This window comes from Stenotrophomonas nitritireducens (genome assembly GCF_001431425.1).
GTDB classification, from domain to species: Bacteria; Pseudomonadota; Gammaproteobacteria; order Xanthomonadales; family Xanthomonadaceae; genus Stenotrophomonas; species Stenotrophomonas nitritireducens.
This window is the reverse complement of record NZ_LDJG01000012.1, coordinates 1-17,296: the sequence shown is the minus strand read 5'-3', so window position 1 is coordinate 17,296 and position 17,296 is coordinate 1. Positions and strand designations below refer to the sequence as shown.

The 17,296-nt window shown below is 68.8% G+C and carries 11 protein-coding genes; 5 read left to right on the top strand and 6 right to left on the bottom strand.

Annotated elements, in window-relative coordinates; translation table 11 throughout:
- Positions 1-53 precede the first annotated feature (53 nt).
- Positions 54-2,900, bottom strand: a complete 2,847-nt coding sequence (locus tag ABB22_RS08745) for a glycosyl hydrolase 115 family protein (protein ID WP_200911367.1) — start codon at positions 2,898-2,900, stop codon at positions 54-56.
- Positions 2,901-2,988: 88 nt separating this feature from the next.
- Entirely contained in the window at positions 2,989-4,260 is a 1,272-nt protein-coding gene (locus tag ABB22_RS08740; protein WP_055770252.1) for an MFS transporter, read from the bottom strand.
- 466 nt (positions 4,261-4,726) lie between these two features.
- Between ABB22_RS08740 and ABB22_RS08735 the strand changes: the two genes are divergently transcribed.
- The 5 genes from ABB22_RS08735 to ABB22_RS08715 all read left to right on the top strand — a co-directional run bounded on the left by ABB22_RS08735 (position 4,727) and on the right by ABB22_RS08715 (position 11,289).
- A complete protein-coding gene (locus ABB22_RS08735; RefSeq protein ID WP_055768870.1) occupies positions 4,727-7,600 on the top strand; it encodes a TonB-dependent receptor in 2,874 nt (957 codons plus the stop codon).
- Positions 7,601-7,687: 87 nt separating this feature from the next.
- Positions 7,688-9,166 (top strand): MFS transporter, encoded by a 1,479-nt coding sequence (locus tag ABB22_RS18595; protein ID WP_055768867.1) that lies wholly within the window; start codon positions 7,688-7,690, stop codon positions 9,164-9,166.
- Between the two features lie 27 nt (positions 9,167-9,193).
- Positions 9,194-10,213, top strand: a complete 1,020-nt coding sequence (locus ABB22_RS18590; protein ID WP_055768865.1) for a glycoside hydrolase family 43 protein — start codon at positions 9,194-9,196, stop codon at positions 10,211-10,213.
- A complete protein-coding gene (locus ABB22_RS08720) occupies positions 10,203-11,051 on the top strand; it encodes an aldose 1-epimerase (RefSeq protein ID WP_055768862.1) in 849 nt (282 codons plus the stop codon). Before ABB22_RS18590 ends, ABB22_RS08720 begins: the two co-directional genes overlap by 11 nt.
- Positions 11,052-11,082: 31 nt before the next feature.
- Complete coding sequence (locus ABB22_RS08715) at positions 11,083-11,289, top strand: YdcH family protein (RefSeq protein ID WP_055768860.1); 207 nt, start codon at positions 11,083-11,085, stop codon at positions 11,287-11,289.
- Between the two features lie 406 nt (positions 11,290-11,695).
- Here ABB22_RS08715 and plsB read toward each other — a convergent pair whose 3' ends face one another.
- The 4 genes from plsB to ABB22_RS08695 form a co-directional block, all read right to left on the bottom strand.
- Positions 11,696-14,311: a glycerol-3-phosphate 1-O-acyltransferase PlsB gene (gene plsB / locus ABB22_RS08710; RefSeq protein ID WP_055768857.1), complete on the bottom strand. Its 2,616-nt coding sequence runs from the start codon at positions 14,309-14,311 to the stop codon at positions 11,696-11,698.
- Positions 14,311-15,144, bottom strand: a complete 834-nt coding sequence (locus ABB22_RS08705) for a hypothetical protein (RefSeq protein ID WP_200911366.1) — start codon at positions 15,142-15,144, stop codon at positions 14,311-14,313. Before ABB22_RS08705 ends, plsB begins: the two co-directional genes overlap by 1 nt.
- A 393-nt stretch (positions 15,145-15,537) precedes the next feature.
- A complete protein-coding gene (gene pyrF / locus ABB22_RS08700) occupies positions 15,538-16,257 on the bottom strand; it encodes an orotidine-5'-phosphate decarboxylase (RefSeq protein ID WP_055768851.1) in 720 nt (239 codons plus the stop codon).
- The gene (locus tag ABB22_RS08695) at positions 16,254-17,153 is read right to left on the bottom strand and encodes a 5'-nucleotidase, lipoprotein e(P4) family (RefSeq protein ID WP_244481336.1); all 900 of its coding nucleotides are present in this window, start codon (positions 17,151-17,153) and stop codon (positions 16,254-16,256) included. Before ABB22_RS08695 ends, pyrF begins: the two co-directional genes overlap by 4 nt.
- Positions 17,154-17,296 lie beyond the last annotated feature (143 nt).

Here is a 17,296-nt window from a genome sequence, read left to right as displayed (position 1 = left end):
GGGTCGGAGTCCGTGCCTTCCGTTCCGCACGCGGCGCGGAAGGCGGGGTTGGGTCAACGGCGCACGCTTTCCGGCGGCCCCAGGTAGCTGTCGCGCGCCTGCCCGCGCACGACCACGACGCGCTGGAACACCACGCCCGGGTCGATGCGCCACAGCTTCAGCACCTGCGCGCCGGCCCGGCCCGGGTGGCGCGAGACGACGACGTGCACGCTGTCGGCGACCGCCCTGCTCCAGGCGGAGAAATCCGCATGGCCCGGCGTGGGGTCGAGCCTGATCGCCACTTCCTGCGGCGCTTCGTCGCCCAGCGAGACGGCGAAGCGCAGGCCGTCGCCACCGCGGAAATCGAGCGTCGGCGATACCGTCACGCGCACCTCCACCGGACCGTCTTCCCGCAGCCACAGCGGATACTCCAGGTGCGGCGCAGCGCCGCCCGGCGAACTGGCCGGTGCCGTCGCCGGCAACGCGGTCACTCCGGACAGCGTGCGTCCCAGGTTCGGGATCTCCACCCAGCGCACGTCGTCGCCGTCCATCCGGCGCGCCGTGTGCGCGGCTTCGATCGCGACGACGCCATCGCTTTCGATGAAGCCCCGCGCCCGCCGCGCATCCGCACGCTCGATGGGGACCTCGACATGGACCTCGGTGCCGTCGCTGCCGCGCAGGGACAGCCCGCCGGCATGCGCATCGGCCGGCAATGCGTTCCAGTCCACCTCCACGCGCAGGCGCACGGTATCGCCCACCTCACCGCTTGCGGGCGAAACCCGCAGCCACGGCTGCGACGGCCGTGCCTCGAAGCGGAAGGGCGCCGCGCCACGGTTGAACACCTCCACCTCGCGCGCGGTCGCGCCCACCGGGCCCAGCGCCGGCAGGCGCGCGCCATCGGCGACCTGCGGCCAGACGCGCGCGTCGCCCTCGACCGCCACGCCCATCACGCCGCGCGCCGGCACGTCCACCCGCGACAGCGCCGGCAGCACGTTGCGCTCGGGTTGCTGCCAGTGCGTATAGCCGATGCGCGGCTGCGCCATCATGTGGATCCATTTGCCGCCGGCGATGTCCTGTTCGTACACCCGCGCCAGTTCCGCGTCGCGGGCGAACAGGCGCTCGGCCTCGTCCGCCCAGGCATTGGCCGAGGCGCGGCCCTGCAGGGCGTGCATCCGGTTGCGGGCGACGGCGACATACAGCGCGTTGAGGTTGGCGCTGGCCAGGATCGGGTACTCGACCAGCTGGTAGTACGCATCGCGATGCGCCGCGCCCAGCGCCGCGCCGATGCGCCGTGCCTGCCCGGCCAGCGCTTCCCATCCGGCCATCACCCGCTCGGCTTCGTGGTAGTCGACCAGGCTGTAGGTCTCCGGCGCCAGCAGTTCCGGCTTGCGGCGCGCGTTGTACTGCGTGTAGCGGGTCAGCAGTTCGCCGATCTCCGCCGCCTGCGCGGCACCGAACTGCGCGGCGGCCCATTGCGCCGGATAGGCCTGCAGCTGCGGCAACTGCAGCGCATCCGGGTTCCACGCGTAGTCGAGGAAGAAGCTGATCGGCAGCTCCATCGGCTTGAGATCGCCGACATTGACGATCCACAGCCGGTCCGCACCCAGCGCGTGCGCCAGGCCCATCTGCTCCCACACCCGTTCGATCTGGGTGGTGTTGATCCACTTGTAGTTGCGCGGCCCACCCACGTAATCGAAGTGGTAGTACACCCCGTAACCGCCAGCGCGGCTGTCGCCGGCCCGGGGCAGGCGGCGGATGTTGCCCCAGTTGTCGTCGGCGAACAGCAGGGTCACGTCGTCGGGCACGTCCATGCCCTGGTCGAAGTAGTCCTGCACTTCCTTGTACAGCGCCCACACCTGCGGCGTCCGCTCGGCGGGCTTGCCGGTGACCCCGGCGATGATCCGGCGCTGGTCGGCGACGATGCGCTCCAGCAGCGGGATGGCGGTGGCCTCGCCCATGGCCTCGTCGCCGTCGCCGCGCATGCCCAGGGTGACCACGCTCTCGTGGCCATCCATGCGCGCGATGCCCTCGCGCCAGAAGCGGCGCAGCGCGTCGGCGTTCTTCGTGTAGTCCCACGGCCCGTTGCCGTGGCGCTCCCACTCCACGTGCGCGCGCATCATCGGTTCGTGGTGGGTGGTCCCGATCACCACGCCGTACTCATCGGCCAGTTGCGGGTTGAGCGGGTCGTCGTCGTGGAAGGCGCGGCCCCACATCGCCGGCCACAGGTAGTTGCCCTTCAGGCGCAGGACCAGCTCGAATACATGTTCGTAGAAGGCGTGGTTCGGCCCGCCGAACTTCGCCTTCATCCAGCCGCCCAGGGCCGGATCCTCGTCGTTGAGGAAGATGCCGCGGTAGCGCACCACCGGCGCATCGGCGAAACGGCCGGGTGCGGCGTACAGGGCGGCGTGGCGCGGCACGGGTACGTCGGCCCACCAGTACCACGGCGATACGCCCAGCCGCCGCGACAGCTCGTAGATGCCGAAGATGGTGCCGCGCCTGTCCGCGCCGGCGACCAGCAGCGCGCGGTCGATCCCGGGTTCGGGATGCTCCACCACCTGCAGCAGGTAGCCTTCCCAGCGCCCGGCCACGCCGGCGGTATCGATGCCGCGCTCGCGCACGATGCGGTCCACGCGCGGGCTGTGGCCGAGCGTGCCGGCGATGATCGCGGTGCGCGGCGCGGCCCCGTCCAGGGACAGCGTTGCCGGGGTGCCGGCGACCTTCGACAGGTCGCCCTGCAGGTCGCGCACGGCGCGCAGCACGCCGGGGAAGTCGCCCGCATCGGCGACGATGGCGACCGGGCGGCCGCCTTCGATCAGGGCCATCGCGCCCGGCACCGGATCGGCACAGACCGCCGCGGCCTGCGCGCACTCGTCTGCCTGTGCGCGCTGTGCGAGCAGCGCCAGCAGGGCGACGGCAAACATGCGCGACGCCTTCATTGCGTTGCCTCGCGGGCCATGCGTCGATGTTCGCGGCGCGGCACCGGCGCCGGATCCGCAGGGATGTTTCTGGTCATGGACTGCCTCCCGTTCCGTCCAGTGTCGCCGGCCGCATCCGCGGCGCCAGCAGGTGTACCACCAGCAGCGCCAATCCATAAGCGGCGCCGGCGATGAGGAAGATGCGCGCATAGCTGCCGGTGGCCTGCAGCTGCGAGCCGGCGAACAGCGACATGCCGATGCCGCCGACCGCACCGGCGAAGCCGCCGATGCCGACCACCGAGGCCACCGCCTGGCGCGGAAACAGATCCGACGGCAGGGTGAACACGTTCGCCGACCAGCCCTGGTGGCCGGCCATCGCCAGGCCGATCAGCGCCACCGCCAGCCACAGGTTGTGGACCTGGGTGACCAGCACGATCGGCGCCACGCACAGCGCGCAGGCCAGCATCGCGCCCTTGCGCGCGCGGTTCAGCGCCCAGCCGCGCGCGAGCAGGCGCCCGGCCAGCCAGCCGCCGGCGACACTGCCGGCGTCGGCCATCAGGTACACGACGATCATCGGCAGGCCCAGCGTCGCCAGCGACAGGCCGTATTCCGAGGCGAGGAACTTGCCCAGCCAGAACAGGAACAGCCACCACACCGGGTCGGTGATGAACTTGGCCGCGACGAAAGCCCAGGCCTGGCGATGGCGCAGCAGCCGCAGCCATGGCACCTCCACCGTGGGCTCGGGCGGATCGCTGCGGATGTGCGCCAGTTCGGCGGGCGACAGCTTCGGCTGCGCCTCCGGGGTGCGGTACCACAGCAGCCAGACCGCCAGCCAGACCGCGCTGAGGATGCCGGTGAACAGGAACGCGGCACGCCAGCCCAGCGTGGCGGCGACCACCGGCACCAGCAGCGGCGCCAGCACCGCGCCGATGTTGGAGCCGGCGTTGAACACGCCCACCGCCAGCGCGCGTTCGCGCCGCGGGAACCATTCGGCGACGGTCTTGATCGCCGCCGGGAAGTTGCCGGCCTCACCCAGGCCCAGCGCGAAGCGCGCCAGGGCGAAACCGAGCACGCCCACCGCCAGCGAGTGCGCCATCGCCGCCAGGCTCCACACGCTGATCGCGACCGCATAGCCGATGCGCGTGCCGAAGCGGTCGACGATCGCGCCGGCGCACAGCAGGCCGATCGCGTAGGCGGCCTGGAACGCGCTGACGATGTAGCCGTACTGCTGCTCGCTCCAGCCGATCTCGCCCTGCAGGAACGGCGCCAGCACGCCCAGCACCTGGCGGTCGAGATAGTTGATGGTGGTCGCTGCCAGCAGCATCGCGCAGACGCGCCAGCGGTAACGCCCGAGCCGAGCCGCCATGTCGATTTCCCGGCTCACGCCCGCCTCCACGGCCGCATGGCCCGCACGTGCCTGGCCCGGCCGGCGCGTGGCATGGCCCACCGATCCGCGCGCCTCGACTTCCCGACCTTCCAATGCATCACTCCTCTCCCGGTGCATGCAGAATGGATCCAGATTGATAGCGCTACCATTAACACATCCCCGCAGCGATGTCCCTCCGCTGCGCCCGATCGGGCCGGACGCCACGGGCGTACCGGCAGGATGTTTGGAATTCGGCCCTCCGCTGCCAGGCGCGGATTCCAGGCGCCGATCCGGCCATGCTGCTTTGCAGCGTGTTTCGCGCATGATGGTAGCGCTACCATCCAATCACTCCTGGTTGTTCCAAGACTGCAACGCATCACTTCATGCTGTAACGCAGAGCCCTGCCAAGCCATTACGCGCAGGACGCAAAAACACACATCATCTGAATTCGGGAAGGGGAATTACGGTGAACAGGAAACTCGTCAAGACCACGCTGTCCAACGCACTTGGGCTGGCCCTGCTGGGCGCGGCCAGCGGCCCGTTGTGGGCGCAGCAGGCCGAGCCACAGAACAACGACACGCAGGCGCGGCCGGCTCCGGAGCAGCGCACTGCGACCGAGCTGGATACCATCACGGTGACCGGCTACCGCCACAGCGTCCAGCTCTCCACCGACGCCAAGCGCGACGCCACCGGCTTCACCGATTCGATCTTCGCCGAGGACATCGGCAAGTTCCCCGATACCAACATCGCCGAATCGCTCAGCCGCATCCCGGGCATCCAGATCAACCGCGACGTCAACGGCGAAGGCATGAAGATCGCCATCCGCGGCCTGGGCGAGAACTTCACCAAGACCACGATCAACGGCAATACGGTCGCCACCGCGTCGATCGGCCTGGACCAGCAGAACCAGAACCGCGAAACCGACCTGACCCTGTTCCCGACCGAGTTCTTCAACACGCTGACCGTCTACAAGTCGCCCAAGGCCAGCCTGCCGGAAGGCGGCGCCGCCGGCCTGGTGGACATGCGCAACGCGCACGCCTTCGACAACCCGGGCAAGCACCTCACCTATTCGCTGCAAGGCACCCACAACACCGTCTCCGGCGGCGTGGCGCCGCAGGGCTCGCTCATCGGCAGCTGGACCAACGATGCGGGCACGTTCGGCGTGCTTGCCGGCGTGTCCTCGGTCAAGGGCAAGATGGGCGTGAAAGGCTGGGAAGACGGCATCAGCGACCACTGGACCACGCCGGCGCTGACCGCCGCGCAGGGCGGCGGCAGCGGCACCGCGGTCTCGAACCGCTGGGGCATCTGGCCGGTGGTGCCCAACAACGCGGCGATGATCAGCGCCGGCCTGACCCCGGGCCAGACCATCGACAAGAACTGGCTGCTGGCGCACAACCCGGGCCTGAGCATCGCCCAGATCGACGATGCACTGATCCCGGCGCTGGGACGCCCGCTGTACATGTCCGGCGACCGCGACCGCGATTCGTTCCTCGGCTCGGCCGAATGGCGGCCGAGCGACAGCGTGCACGTCTGGGTGGACACCCTGTACACGAAGGCGCACCGCGCGGTGAACCGCCTCGACCTGGACCTGCTGGGACGCAACTTCGGTTCGCCCACCGGCATGATTCCGCTGGACATGAAGGTCGACGGCAACGGCGTGGTCACCGACGCTACCTTCGCCGGCGCGCAGGTATTCCTGCAGGCCCGCCCCTACACCGAGGACGTGGACTACTGGCAGGTGAACCCGGGCGCCACCTTCTGGTTCGGCGACGAGGGCAACATCAAGCTCGACGTGAACGCCGGCGTCAGCCGCAGCTGGCTGCGCCGCGTGATGCCGACCATCATGGTCAACTCGCCCTACTTCACCGGCAAGTACGCCAACCACAACGGCTTCCCGGTCATCACCTCGGACCTGGACTTCAACGATCCGGGCCTGGGCTGGACCTGGAACGACCTGCGCCTGCAGAACGAAAAGCGCCTGACCAAGACCTCGAACCTGCGCGCCGACCTGCAGTTCGGCGACGACCGCAACAACGTCAGGGTCGGCGTGTCCACCGACAGCAACCTGCGCCGCATCCAGGCCTTCGACGGCCAGGCGGCGTGGAAGCCCTACGCGCAGGGCCAGGTCACCAATGCCGACCTGGCGAAGTACCTGATCAGCGGCCCGGGCGGCTTCATCGGCGTCGATTACGCCGCCTTCTTCAAGGCCACCGACTTCGCCAAGTACAGCGCCGCCGCACCGGAAGTCAACGCAGGCAACCTCAGCCAGTCCACCGGCAGCTTCGACGAGACCAACAAGGCGGCCTATGCGGAGTTCAACATGGCCAGCGACGTCTGGGGCCGGGAACTGCGCATCAACGCCGGCGTGCGTTACGCCTCCACCGACCAGACCATCAGCGGCCCGGTCACCCTCGGCGGCATGCGCCAGTGGCAGGACCTGAAGAGCGACTACAGCGAGTGGCTGCCGTCGTTCAGCGCCGCCTGGGACGTGGCCGACAACGTGGTGCTGCGCATGTCCGGCAGCAAGACGATGAGCCGCCCCAACCCCGGCGCGATGCTGCCGGCGACCACCCTCAGCGGCTCCGGCGTGGATACCGGCCGCCAGGGCAATCCCAAGCTCAACCCGTACATCTCGACCAACTTCGACCTGGGCGGCGAGTGGTACACCGGCGAAGAGGGCTTCGTCGGCCTGACCTTCTTCAACAAGCGGGTCGAGGGCTATACCTTCGAGGGCACCACCCGCAAGACGCTGGCGGAGATGGGCATTCCCTACGATTCGCTGAGCGATGGCCAGAAGGCGCAGGTGGGCGGCAACTACGACACGCTGCTGGTCACCGTCTCCCAGCAGGTCAACGCCGATGCGGCGCTGAACGTGCGCGGCTGGGAAACGATCTGGGTGCAGCCGCTGAACTTCGTGTTCGATGGCCTGGGCTTCATGGCCAACTACACCAAGCTCAACCTGAGCACCGCCGGCCGCGACGCCCATGCGCTGACCGGCAGCCTCTACGGCGTCTCGCCGAAGATGTGGAACACCACCGCGTACTGGGAGAACGACGTGGCGATGCTGCGCCTGTCGTACAACTGGGCGCAGGGTTCGATCCAGTCGGCGCCGAGCACCAGCAGCATCCTCGGGGCACAGGAGTACGGCAAGGACCGCGGCCAGCTCGACCTGTCCGCCAGCTACACGCTGAAGAACCTGCCGACCAGTCCGCAGGTCACGCTCAGCGTGAGCAACCTGCAGAACAAGCCCATGGTCCGCTACTTCGGCTACGACAACGTCGGCTACAGCTACTACGATCCGGGCCGCACCATCACGTTCGGCATCCGTGGTTCATTCTGACGCAGCGGCAGACCTCCGCGGCCCGTCCGGCTCCATGCCGGGCGGGCCGCGGTCCATTACGCATTCAACGCAAGCGGAGAGCAGGGCATGAGTTCGAACGATGCGGTGCTGTCGGTCCGGGAAAAGCTCGGCTACAGCCTGGGCGACCTGGCCGCCAACCTGATCTTCCAGACGCTGGTCACCTTCCTGGCGTTCTTCTACACCGACGTCTACCGCATCCCCGCCTCCAGCGCGGCCACCATCATCTTCGTCGCCGGCCTGCTCGGCGCCTTCGTGTTCACGCCCACGGTGGCGCTGCTGGCCGACCGCACCCACAGCCGCTGGGGCAAGTTCCGTCCCTGGATCCTGTGGACGGCGGTGCCGTTCGGCGTGCTTTCGCTGTTGGCCTTCAGTACCCCGGACCTCGGCACGCAGGGCAAGATCTCCTACGCGGCGGCTACCTACATCCTGCTGGTGCTGGTCTATGCCGCCAACAACCTGCCCTATTCGGCGCTGAGCGGCGTGCTCACCGGCAGCATGGCCCAGCGCAACAGCCTGTCGGCCTACCGTTTCGTAGCGGTGATGATCGCCCAGCTGATCGTGCAGTCGCTGCTGCTGCCGCTGGTGCTGATCCTCGGCGACGGCGACCGCGTGCGCGGTTTCCACAACGCGATGCTGTTGTTCGCCGGGGTCGGCACGCTGTTCTTCCTGATCACCTTCTTCACCACCCGCGAGCGGGTACTGCCGGCGCCGGAGCAGAAATCCAGCATCCGCCAGGACCTGGCCGATCTGGCGCGCAACCGGCCCTGGATGGTGATCCTGCTGCTGACCGTGCTGGTGTTCACCACCCTGGCGCTCAAGGGCGGCATGTACATCTACTACTTCCAGTACTACCTCCATGCCGATGCGCTGGCCGGATTCCTCGACGACATCGGCTTCAACCGCCTGATCGCCGGATTGAACGCGCTGCTGTCCAGCGTCGGCCTGACCGGGTTCCGCTGGCCGGAGGACGCGCCGACCTCGGCCTTCAGCCTGTTCAACGCCGGTGGCATCGTCTTCATGATCGTCGGCATCGGCTTCTCCAAGCGCCTGGCCGACCGCTTCGGCAAGCGCGACGTGTTCGCCGCCGCGCTGTTCGTCTCCACGCTGTTCATGCTGGCCTTCTACACGTTCCCGCCGGACCGGATCGGGCTGGTGTTCGGCGCGCAGATCCTGCATGGGTTCTTCTACGGCATCACCATCCCGCTGCTGTGGGCGATGGTCGCTGACGTGGCCGACTACTCGGAGTGGAAGAACCACCGGCGCGCCACCGCCATCGTCTTCTCCGCCATCCTGTGCGGCCTGAAGCTGGGCCTGAGCGTGGGCGGTGCACTGGTCGCCGGCATCCTCGCCCACTACGGCTACGACGCGGCGCAGACGCTGCAGTCGACCGGCGCCATCGCCGGCATCCGCCTGTCCATCAGCCTGTACTGCTCGCTGCCCTTCCTGGTCGGCGTGGCGCTGCTGTTCTTCTACGAAATCAACAAGCCGCTGGAGACGCGGATCGAACGCGAGCTCGCCGCACGCCGCGCCGCGCCGTCCGCCTGAGCCCGTCCCCCCGCACAAGGAACATCCATGGCAGACCTTGAATACACCGAGGCCGAGCTGTCGGCGTTGGCCGCAAAAGCCATTTCCCAACCGCTGGTCACCCACATCCACACCGCCGACCCGTCGGCGCATGTGTTCGACGGCAGGCTTTTCCTCTATCCGTCCCACGACATCGACGGCGGCACGGCCTTCGATGACGAAGGCGGCCATTTCCGGATGCAGGACTACCACGTGTTCCGCCAGGACTCGCCGGAATCGCCGGCGGTCGACTGCGGCGTGGCCCTGCATGTGGACGACGTACCGTGGGCTGCCGGGCAGATGTGGGCGCCGGACGCGGCGACGCACGACGGCCGGTACTACCTGTATTTCCCGGCCAAGCGCGCCGACGGCATCTTCCAGATCGGCGTCGCCGTTGGCGAGCGCCCGGAGGGTCCGTTCCGGGCCGAGCCCGAGCCCATCGCCGGCACCTATTCGATCGATCCGGCGGTATTCGCCGATGCCGATGGCGGGCACTACCTCTACTTCGGCGGCATCTGGGGCGGGCAGATGCAGAAGTACCGCGACAACCGCTACGACCCGGCGCACGAGGAACCGGCCGCCGACGAACCCGCGCTCGGGCCGCGCGTGGCGCGCCTGACGGCGGACATGAAGCGGCTCGCCGAGCCGACGCGCGAAGTGCTTATCGTGGACGAGGACGGCAATCCACTGCTGGCCGGCGATCACGAGCGCCGCTATTTCGAAGGTCCGTGGCTGCACGTCCACCAGGGCCGCTACTACCTGTCCTATTCCACCGGCGACACCCACCTGCTGTGCTACGCCATCGGCGACAACCCCTACGGGCCGTTCGTGTACCAGGGCGTCATCCTGACCCCGGTGATCGGCTGGACCACGCACCATTCCATCATCGAGTTCGACGGCCGCTGGTGGCTGTACTACCACGACGCCATCCTGTCCGGCGGCGTGACCCATCTGCGCAACATCAAGGTCACCGAACTGCACCACGACGCCGACGGCAGGATCGCTACCCTGCACCCCTATGGCGGATGAGCCGGCGGCGGACGCTGCGCTTCGGCCATTGGCACCGGGCCGGCTGATCCGGCTCGGCGGACCGGCGTTGAGCGTGGACGTCGCGCCGGAAGCCGGCGGGCGCATCGCGCAGATCCATTACCAGGGCGTGCCCTGGCTGGTCGGCCACGACGAAACCCCGGCCGCGATCTGCTGGGGCTGCTACCCGATGCTGCCGTGGGCCGGGCGCATCCGCGATGGCCGCTTCCGCTTCGATGGCCGCAACCATCGGCTGCCGTCCAATCTTGGCGCCCACGCCATCCATGGTGTCGGTTTCGTGCTGCCGTGGCAGGTCCGGAGGCAATCGATGGCCGCCATCGAACTGGTACTGCCTTTGCCCGAGGACGAGCGCTGGCCCTTCGGCGGCGTTGCCACCCAACGCATCGCCATCAGCAGGCATGGCTTGCGCCTGCACCTGTCGGTTGAAGCCGGCCCGCAACCGATGCCGCTGCCCGTCATCGGCTGGCATCCCTGGTTCCACAAGCCTGATGCGCTGGATTTCGCGCCGGACGCCTGTTTCCCGCGCGACGGCGCGGGGATCGCGATACCGCCTCCAGGCGCGGTGCCATGCGGCCCGTGGGACGACTGCTTCCTCAACCACCGGCCGGTGCTGCTGCATCGCCGGCAACAGACCCTGCGGCTGCGCTCGGGCTGTACACACTGGGTGGTATTCGACGAGCCGGCGCACGCCACCTGCGTCGAGCCGCAGACCGCGCCACCGGATGCGTTCAACCTGTATCCGGACCGTCGCCTGGCGCCCGGCGCCACGATCTCGGCAGGGTTCCGGCTGCGTTGGTCATGCGCGCCCGCCGCGCGATGACGCGCGCCTGCGCGGCTTGTATGCTGCGGCGATGCAATCGCCCCCGGCCCCCGAAGAAATCGCCCAGCGCCTTGTCGCGCTCAAGGCCGAACATCGCAGCCTGGACGAACGCATAGCGAAACTGGCGGCCAACCCGGACGACGACCTGGAAGCCAAGCGCCTGAAGAAGCGCAAGCTGCAGCTCAAGGACTGCATCGCGCAACTGGAAAGCATGCTGATCCCCGACGAGCCGGCCTGAATTCCGACGCCGGCGCGGGCACGTGCCCGGTACGTGTTCCCGATCCATCCGGCGGCCGTGACCTGCAGATGCCCCATGCAGGCTGGCTGGAAAGCATCCGCGGGCAGGCCCGCTTCCGCAAAGCCGGTGTCCCTGTTCTCAGGCCATGTAGTGGTCGATGGCCCGGCTCGCTTCCAGCAACAATGCGCCGCATTGCCGCCGCTAGGCCTGGATAGCGGCGGTCTTCCTTCCGGTTCCCAGCAACGCCCTCACTTCATCCGAAGGTTCGGGCAATGTGGAAATGCTGCGCGGCTTCGCGCGCACGACATGTACCGCCGCCAGCGAGCAGACAATCGCCACCGCCGCGAAAAGGCCGCTCCGCCACATCGCCGCCTCCCCTTCCTTCGTTGCGTCGCGGCGGGCTCTTTCAGCCAGCCGCCGGCTCCTCCGGCTTCACCGCTTCCGGGCTCACGCGCTCGATGGTGTGGCGCAATTCGCGGCCGAGGATGAACTTGGCGTCCTTGGCCCAGGCGTCGAGGCGCTCGTCGAACAGCAGCTTGCTGTTCTCGTCCGGCCAGACCAGGCGCAGTTCGCGCATCTTCTGGATGAAGCCGCGGAACAGGGTCTTGTCGAAGAACTCCGGCGCGGCCGGGGCGTAGAGCAGGCTCAGGCGCTGTGCGGCCTGCTGGCACAGGCTTTCCAGTTCGGCCGCGCCGAGCACGCCGGGGCTGTTCTTCACCAGCACCGAGATGGCGATGTAGTAGCGCTCGAACGCCTGCTGCAGCGAATGGCCGATGGCACGCAGGCGGAACACCTCGTCGGTCTGGCCGGTGCTGCGCGCGAGCATGCCGCCCTCGTCCTCGCCCACCTGCTGCAACAGGCCTTCGCGCACGAACACGTTGATGGTCTGCTCGATGCGCGCGGCGAACTCGTCCTCGCTCCACGGCAGGAACAGCTCCTGCTGCAGGAACGGGTACAGCCCGCGACCCAGTCGCAGCAGGCCGGCGCGGCTCATGCGGCGGTTGTTCTGGAAGCAGCACGCCACCCACGAGGACGCGGTGAACAGGTGCAGCACGTTGTTGCGGAAATAGCTCAGCAGCACCGCGGTGTCGCCGCTGACGCTGAGCACGTCGCCCAGCGGGTGCTTGACGCGGGTGAGGACGTTGATCTCCTCGGCGTGGGCGATGATGCGCTCGGGCGAGTGCGGGGTGACCGTCACCCGGTCCGAGTACGGCATCTCGACCAGCAGCTTCTTGCACAGCTCGATCTGCGCGATCAGGTCGGCCTCGCCCATCGCATGCTTGGGCGTGGACAGCAGCGCCAGCGCCAGCAGGTTGATCGGGTTGACGTCGGCGGCGGCATTGACATGCACGTTGATGTTCTGCGCCAGCGCGTCGACCGTCTTCATCAGCCACGTCGGCTTCTCGTCCTCGGGCACCGGCTGGCCGTCCCACTCGGGCGCATGCTCGGCCAGGACGTCGTTCAACGCGATCGGCTCGCCGAAGTTCACCACCACCTGGCCGTAGTTCTGCTTGAGCACCTTGGGGATGCCCCACAGCAGCGCCCAGATCGATTCCTTTTCCTTCGGCCGGCCGGACAGTTCGTCCAGGTAGCTGTTGCCCTCCATCAGCTTCTCGTAGCCGATGTAGATGGGCTGGAACAGCACCGGCTTGCGCGGCTGGCGCAGGAACGCGCGCAGGGTCATCGAGATCACGCCGCCCTTGGGCTGCAGCAGGCGGCCGGTACGCGAGCGCCCGCCTTCGACGAAGTACTCGATGGAATAGCCACCGGAGACCAGCTGCGCCATGTATTCGGAGAACACCGCCGAGTACAGCGGATTGCCGCGGAAGCTGCGCCGCGCAAAGAACGCGCCGCCCTTGCGCAGCAGGGTGCCGACCACCGGCAGGTTGAGGTTGATGCCGGCGAAGATGTGCGGCGGCACGATGCCGCGGTCGTACAGCAGGTAGCTCAGCAGCAGGTAGTCCATGTGGCTGCGGTGGCTGGGCACATAGACGACTTCGTGCCCAGGCGCGGCTTCCTTGAACTTGTCCAGGTGGTGGACCAGCACGCCGGCGTAGATGCGGTTCCAGACGTGGCTGAGCAGGAAGCTGGCCGAGCGCACCACCGGGGTGGAATAGTCGGCGGCGATCTCCCAGGCGTAGGCCTGGGCCTTCTTCCAGGCGTCGGTCGGCTTGGAGTTGTCGCGCTTGGCCTGTGCGGCGATGGCCTCGCGCACCGTATCGGCTTCCAGCACCTTGTCCACCAGCAGGCGGCGGGTGGAAAGATCCGGGCCGATGATCGATTCGCGGATGCGGCGGAAGTGCGCGCGCAGCACGCGCTGCAGCTTGCGCACCGTGCGCTCCGGCTCCAGTCCTTCCTCCACCGTCTCGCGCAGCGAAATCGGCGCGGCGAAGCGCACGATGCTGTCGCGGCCGTTGAGCAGCACCGCCAGCAGGCGGCGGAAGCGGCCGACCAGCGCCCAGTTCTCCGAGAACAGCACGGCGAACCAGCCGCTCTGCTTGTCCGGGGCGCGGCCGACGAAGATCGACACCGGCACCAGCTGCACGTCCAGCGCCGGGTTGGCGCGGTGCGCCTGCAGCAGCCGGGCCAGCGAATCGGAATGGGTGCGGGCGCCGCGCTGTTCGGGGATCAGCGCGTTGTTGCTCGAGCGCCGCGACAGCGCCACATAGGCGCGCTTGCGACCGGTCGGATCGCCGGGCAGCGGCACCAGCGGCGACGGCAGGCCGGCGTCGCGGCACGCCTTGTCCAGGATCAGCGCGTTGGACAGGCCGTAGTCTTCCAGCACGTAGACCACCGGCTGCGCCGGGTCGTGCTGCAGTTGTTCCGGTTCGATCTTCAGGCCCAGCCACGGCTCGATCAGCCGGCCGAGCAGGCGCGACCACAGTGGGCGACGGCCCTGGCGCACGGGCGGACGGCCGGCCGGAGCCGGAGGCAGGGGGGCGGCGGCCGGGGCGCTGGCCTCGCCCGACGGCAGGAGTTCGCCCTGTTCGGGCCGGGAGTTCTGTTTCGACATCGGCGACATTATGGCTTAGCCGCCGCAGCCGGGCTGTTCCCGGTGTCGGTGCCGGCGCCGTCCGGGGAAGCCTGGCCCTCCTCGGGCGCCGGCGCGGCAGCGCGCGCGGCCGCCAGCGCCGCGTCCGCTTCGGCCAGGGTGCGGGCCAGGTACCAGCGTCCCTGGCGGCGCGCCAGCACCACCTGCAGGTCGATCTCCTGGCCGGCCAAGGGATATTGCACATGGACGACAGCGCGATCGCCTTCCTGGCTGGCCAGCCCGGTGCGCAGCTGCGCGATGCTGTCGTCCAGCGACAACCCGTAGCCGGCCAGCACCTGCTTGGCGGCCGCGGCGAACGGCGACAAGCGCTGCAGGCTGCCGGTCATGCCCGCTTCCTGCAGGGCAGCGTCGCTGTCCAGCCCGGTGGCGCGCGCGGCGGCGGTCAGGGTGGCGATGGTCGAGCGCGCCAGCTTGGAATCGGAAAGCGGCGCGGCCTGCGCCCAGGCGCTGAGCGCCTTGACCAGCTGCACGTAGTGGGCGCGCTCGTCGTCGCTGTAGTCGCCCTGGTGGCTGATGTACTGCTCGCCGAACAGGCCCAGCGAGTGCGCGGCCTGGCGCACGCCGGCGGTCTGCCCGGCGATCTGCGCCCTGAACGCCCGCTGCAGCCGGGTTTCCGCATCGGGCGCCGACAGCGAGGCCAGCAGCGCCGGCAGCTTGTCGTGCAGGGGCAGTTCGTCCAGCGGCCAGCGGCTGTGGCCCTGGGCCCAGGCCGTCTCCAGTTCCGCGTATTCCTCGGGCGGCACCGCCGCGCGGGCATAGCCGGCCAGGTCGTTGTCGTGCAGGTGCTGGACCAGCTGGCGCACGGCCGCGGCCGGTTCCGTGGCGGCCCCTGGCAGGGGCTCCTGCGACCGCCGGCAGCCGCTGCCGAACACGGTCGCGGCGCACAGGGACAGGAACAGCAGATGCGAAAGATGCGTACGGCTGCGAGATGAACGGCGTGGCATGGCGTCGTTGGTCCTCCCCCGGGGCCGTCGCATCTTGCGGCCTGTCCGGTGACAGCGGCAAGCGGGGGCGGGAAGGGCTTCCCGGTTGCAGGCATAAAAAAAGAGGCCGCCCCGTTGCCGGTGGCGAACCTCCTCAAACCGGCTGGGCCGGGGACATGTGACACATCGCCGGCATGGCCGGGACGGGCACAGCCTACGCGCCCACTTCAGTTAATGCAACACTTCATGAATCAATGCGTAAGTAATTGATTTTCAATTGAAGAAATCTGCAATCTCGCGCTGCATGGCCTGCGCGGCTGCGCGCGGGTCGGATGCCAGGCGGATCGGGCGGCCAACGACGATGGCGTCGGCGCCATCATCGAATGCCTGCGCCACGCCGACCGTGCGCTGCTGGTCGTCGCCGACCGGGCCGCCGGGACGGATGCCCGGGCAGACGATGGAAAAACCGGCGCCGGTGGCGGCGCGGATCGGCGCGGCCTCCTGGCCGGACGCGATCACGCCGTCGATGCCGGCGCGCTGCGCGGCCAGCGCGCGCTCGACCACCACTTCCACCGGCTCGCGGTCGATGCCCATCTGCGCCAGGTCCGGGCGGCCCATCGAGGTCAACACGGTCACCGCCAGCAGGCGCATGTCCGAGGTGTTGGCCGCGGCGGCGGCTTCCATCATCGCCGGGTGCCAGCCATGGATCGTGCAGTAGCTCACCGGCCACTGCGACAGGCGGCGGATGACGCCGGCGATGGTGGCGGGAATATCGAAGAACTTGAGATCGACGAACACGCGCTTGTCGCGCCTGGCCAGTTCGTCGAGTACCGCGAAGTACTCGCCCGAGGCCAGCAGCTCCATGCCGATCTTGTAGAACGACACGGCGTCACCGAGCCGCTCCACCCAGTCGATGGCCTCCGCGCGCCCCGGCACGTCGAGCGCGAAGATCAGGCGCTCGTCGGTGCGCAGCGGCAGCGGGCCGCGGCTCATTGGGCGACGTCCAGCGCGGCGCGCTTGGCGGCGCGGCGCTCGGATTCGGGCAGCGACCAGGCATTGTTGAACTGCGCCGGCTCCCAGCCGCCATAGGTCGGGTTGGACAGCATCCACCAGCGCTGGCCGAACCAGTCCTGGTGGGCCTGCAGCAGCGCATCGCGGCCGGCCTGGGTGTTGGCGCTGATCGCGCCGAAATCGCTGAGCTGGTCGCCGAACTGCATCAGCACGCGGTACTTCTGCGCCACCAGCTGGCGGCGGCAGGCCTTCTCGCTGCCTTCCTGCTCGCAGCCGGGCACGTACTTGTCCAGGCCCAGGTAGACATCGTCGCCGGCCACCGGGAAGCCGAGCCGGCGCAGGTTGGCCAGGGTGACATCCTTCATGTGCTCGGTGCGGTTGGTGATGTAGATCATGGTCACGCCCTTGGCCGCGGCGGCCTTGGCGAATTCCACCGCGCCCGGCACCGCGCCGGCCTTGCCTTCGGCCACCCAGGCATCCCAGGTGGCGTCGTCGTAGCTGCCGCCATTGCGCACCAGCCGCGCCTGGTAGGGCGAGTTGTCCAGCACGGTCTCGTCCACGTCCACCACCACCGCCGGCTTCAACGCGGCCGACTGGTGGCTGCCGCCTTCCTCGGGCAGCAGCGCGGTCCACGAGCGGTCGGCCAGCGCGCGGTCCAGCTGCGCGGCGGCGGCACGCCAGGTCTGCAGGGAGTTGGCGCGATATTCCTGCGAGCGCTGTATCCACAGCACCGCGTTGAGGTTGTCGTTGGCGCCGTCGGCGACAACCGCGGCAGGCGCCGGGGCGACCGGGGCCGATACGGCGGGTTCGCCGTGGACCAGGGGCCGGGACGTGCTGCAGGCGGCCAGCGACAGCAGCGCGCTGGGCGCCTGCAGCACGGTCCCTGATACACATCTCACGCTGCCGACGACAACCCTAGTGTAGATCTCGGTGGTCGATGCGTCTGCGACAAAAAAGTAACCATCATATGTAATCACAGTGCTCAGAGTAGCAGATTTACAATGACAAGTACTGTGTATGA

Excerpts from the sequence above, each read along its gene's own strand:
- ABB22_RS18590 (WP_055768865.1), top strand. The coding sequence starts at position 9,194 with ATGGCAGACCTTGAATACACCGAGGCCGAGCTGTCGGCGTTGGCCGCA.
- pyrF (WP_055768851.1), bottom strand. The coding sequence starts at position 16,257 with ATGAGCCGCGGCCCGCTGCCGCTGCGCACCGACGAGCGCCTGATCTTC.
- ABB22_RS18595 (WP_055768867.1), top strand. The coding sequence starts at position 7,688 with ATGAGTTCGAACGATGCGGTGCTGTCGGTCCGGGAAAAGCTCGGCTAC.
- ABB22_RS08740 (WP_055770252.1), bottom strand. The coding sequence starts at position 4,260 with ATGGCGGCTCGGCTCGGGCGTTACCGCTGGCGCGTCTGCGCGATGCTG.
- plsB (WP_055768857.1), bottom strand. The coding sequence starts at position 14,311 with ATGTCGCCGATGTCGAAACAGAACTCCCGGCCCGAACAGGGCGAACTC.
- ABB22_RS08745 (WP_200911367.1), bottom strand. The coding sequence starts at position 2,900 with ATGTTTGCCGTCGCCCTGCTGGCGCTGCTCGCACAGCGCGCACAGGCA.
- ABB22_RS08720 (WP_055768862.1), top strand. The coding sequence starts at position 10,203 with ATGGCGGATGAGCCGGCGGCGGACGCTGCGCTTCGGCCATTGGCACCG.
- ABB22_RS08715 (WP_055768860.1), top strand. The coding sequence starts at position 11,083 with ATGCAATCGCCCCCGGCCCCCGAAGAAATCGCCCAGCGCCTTGTCGCG.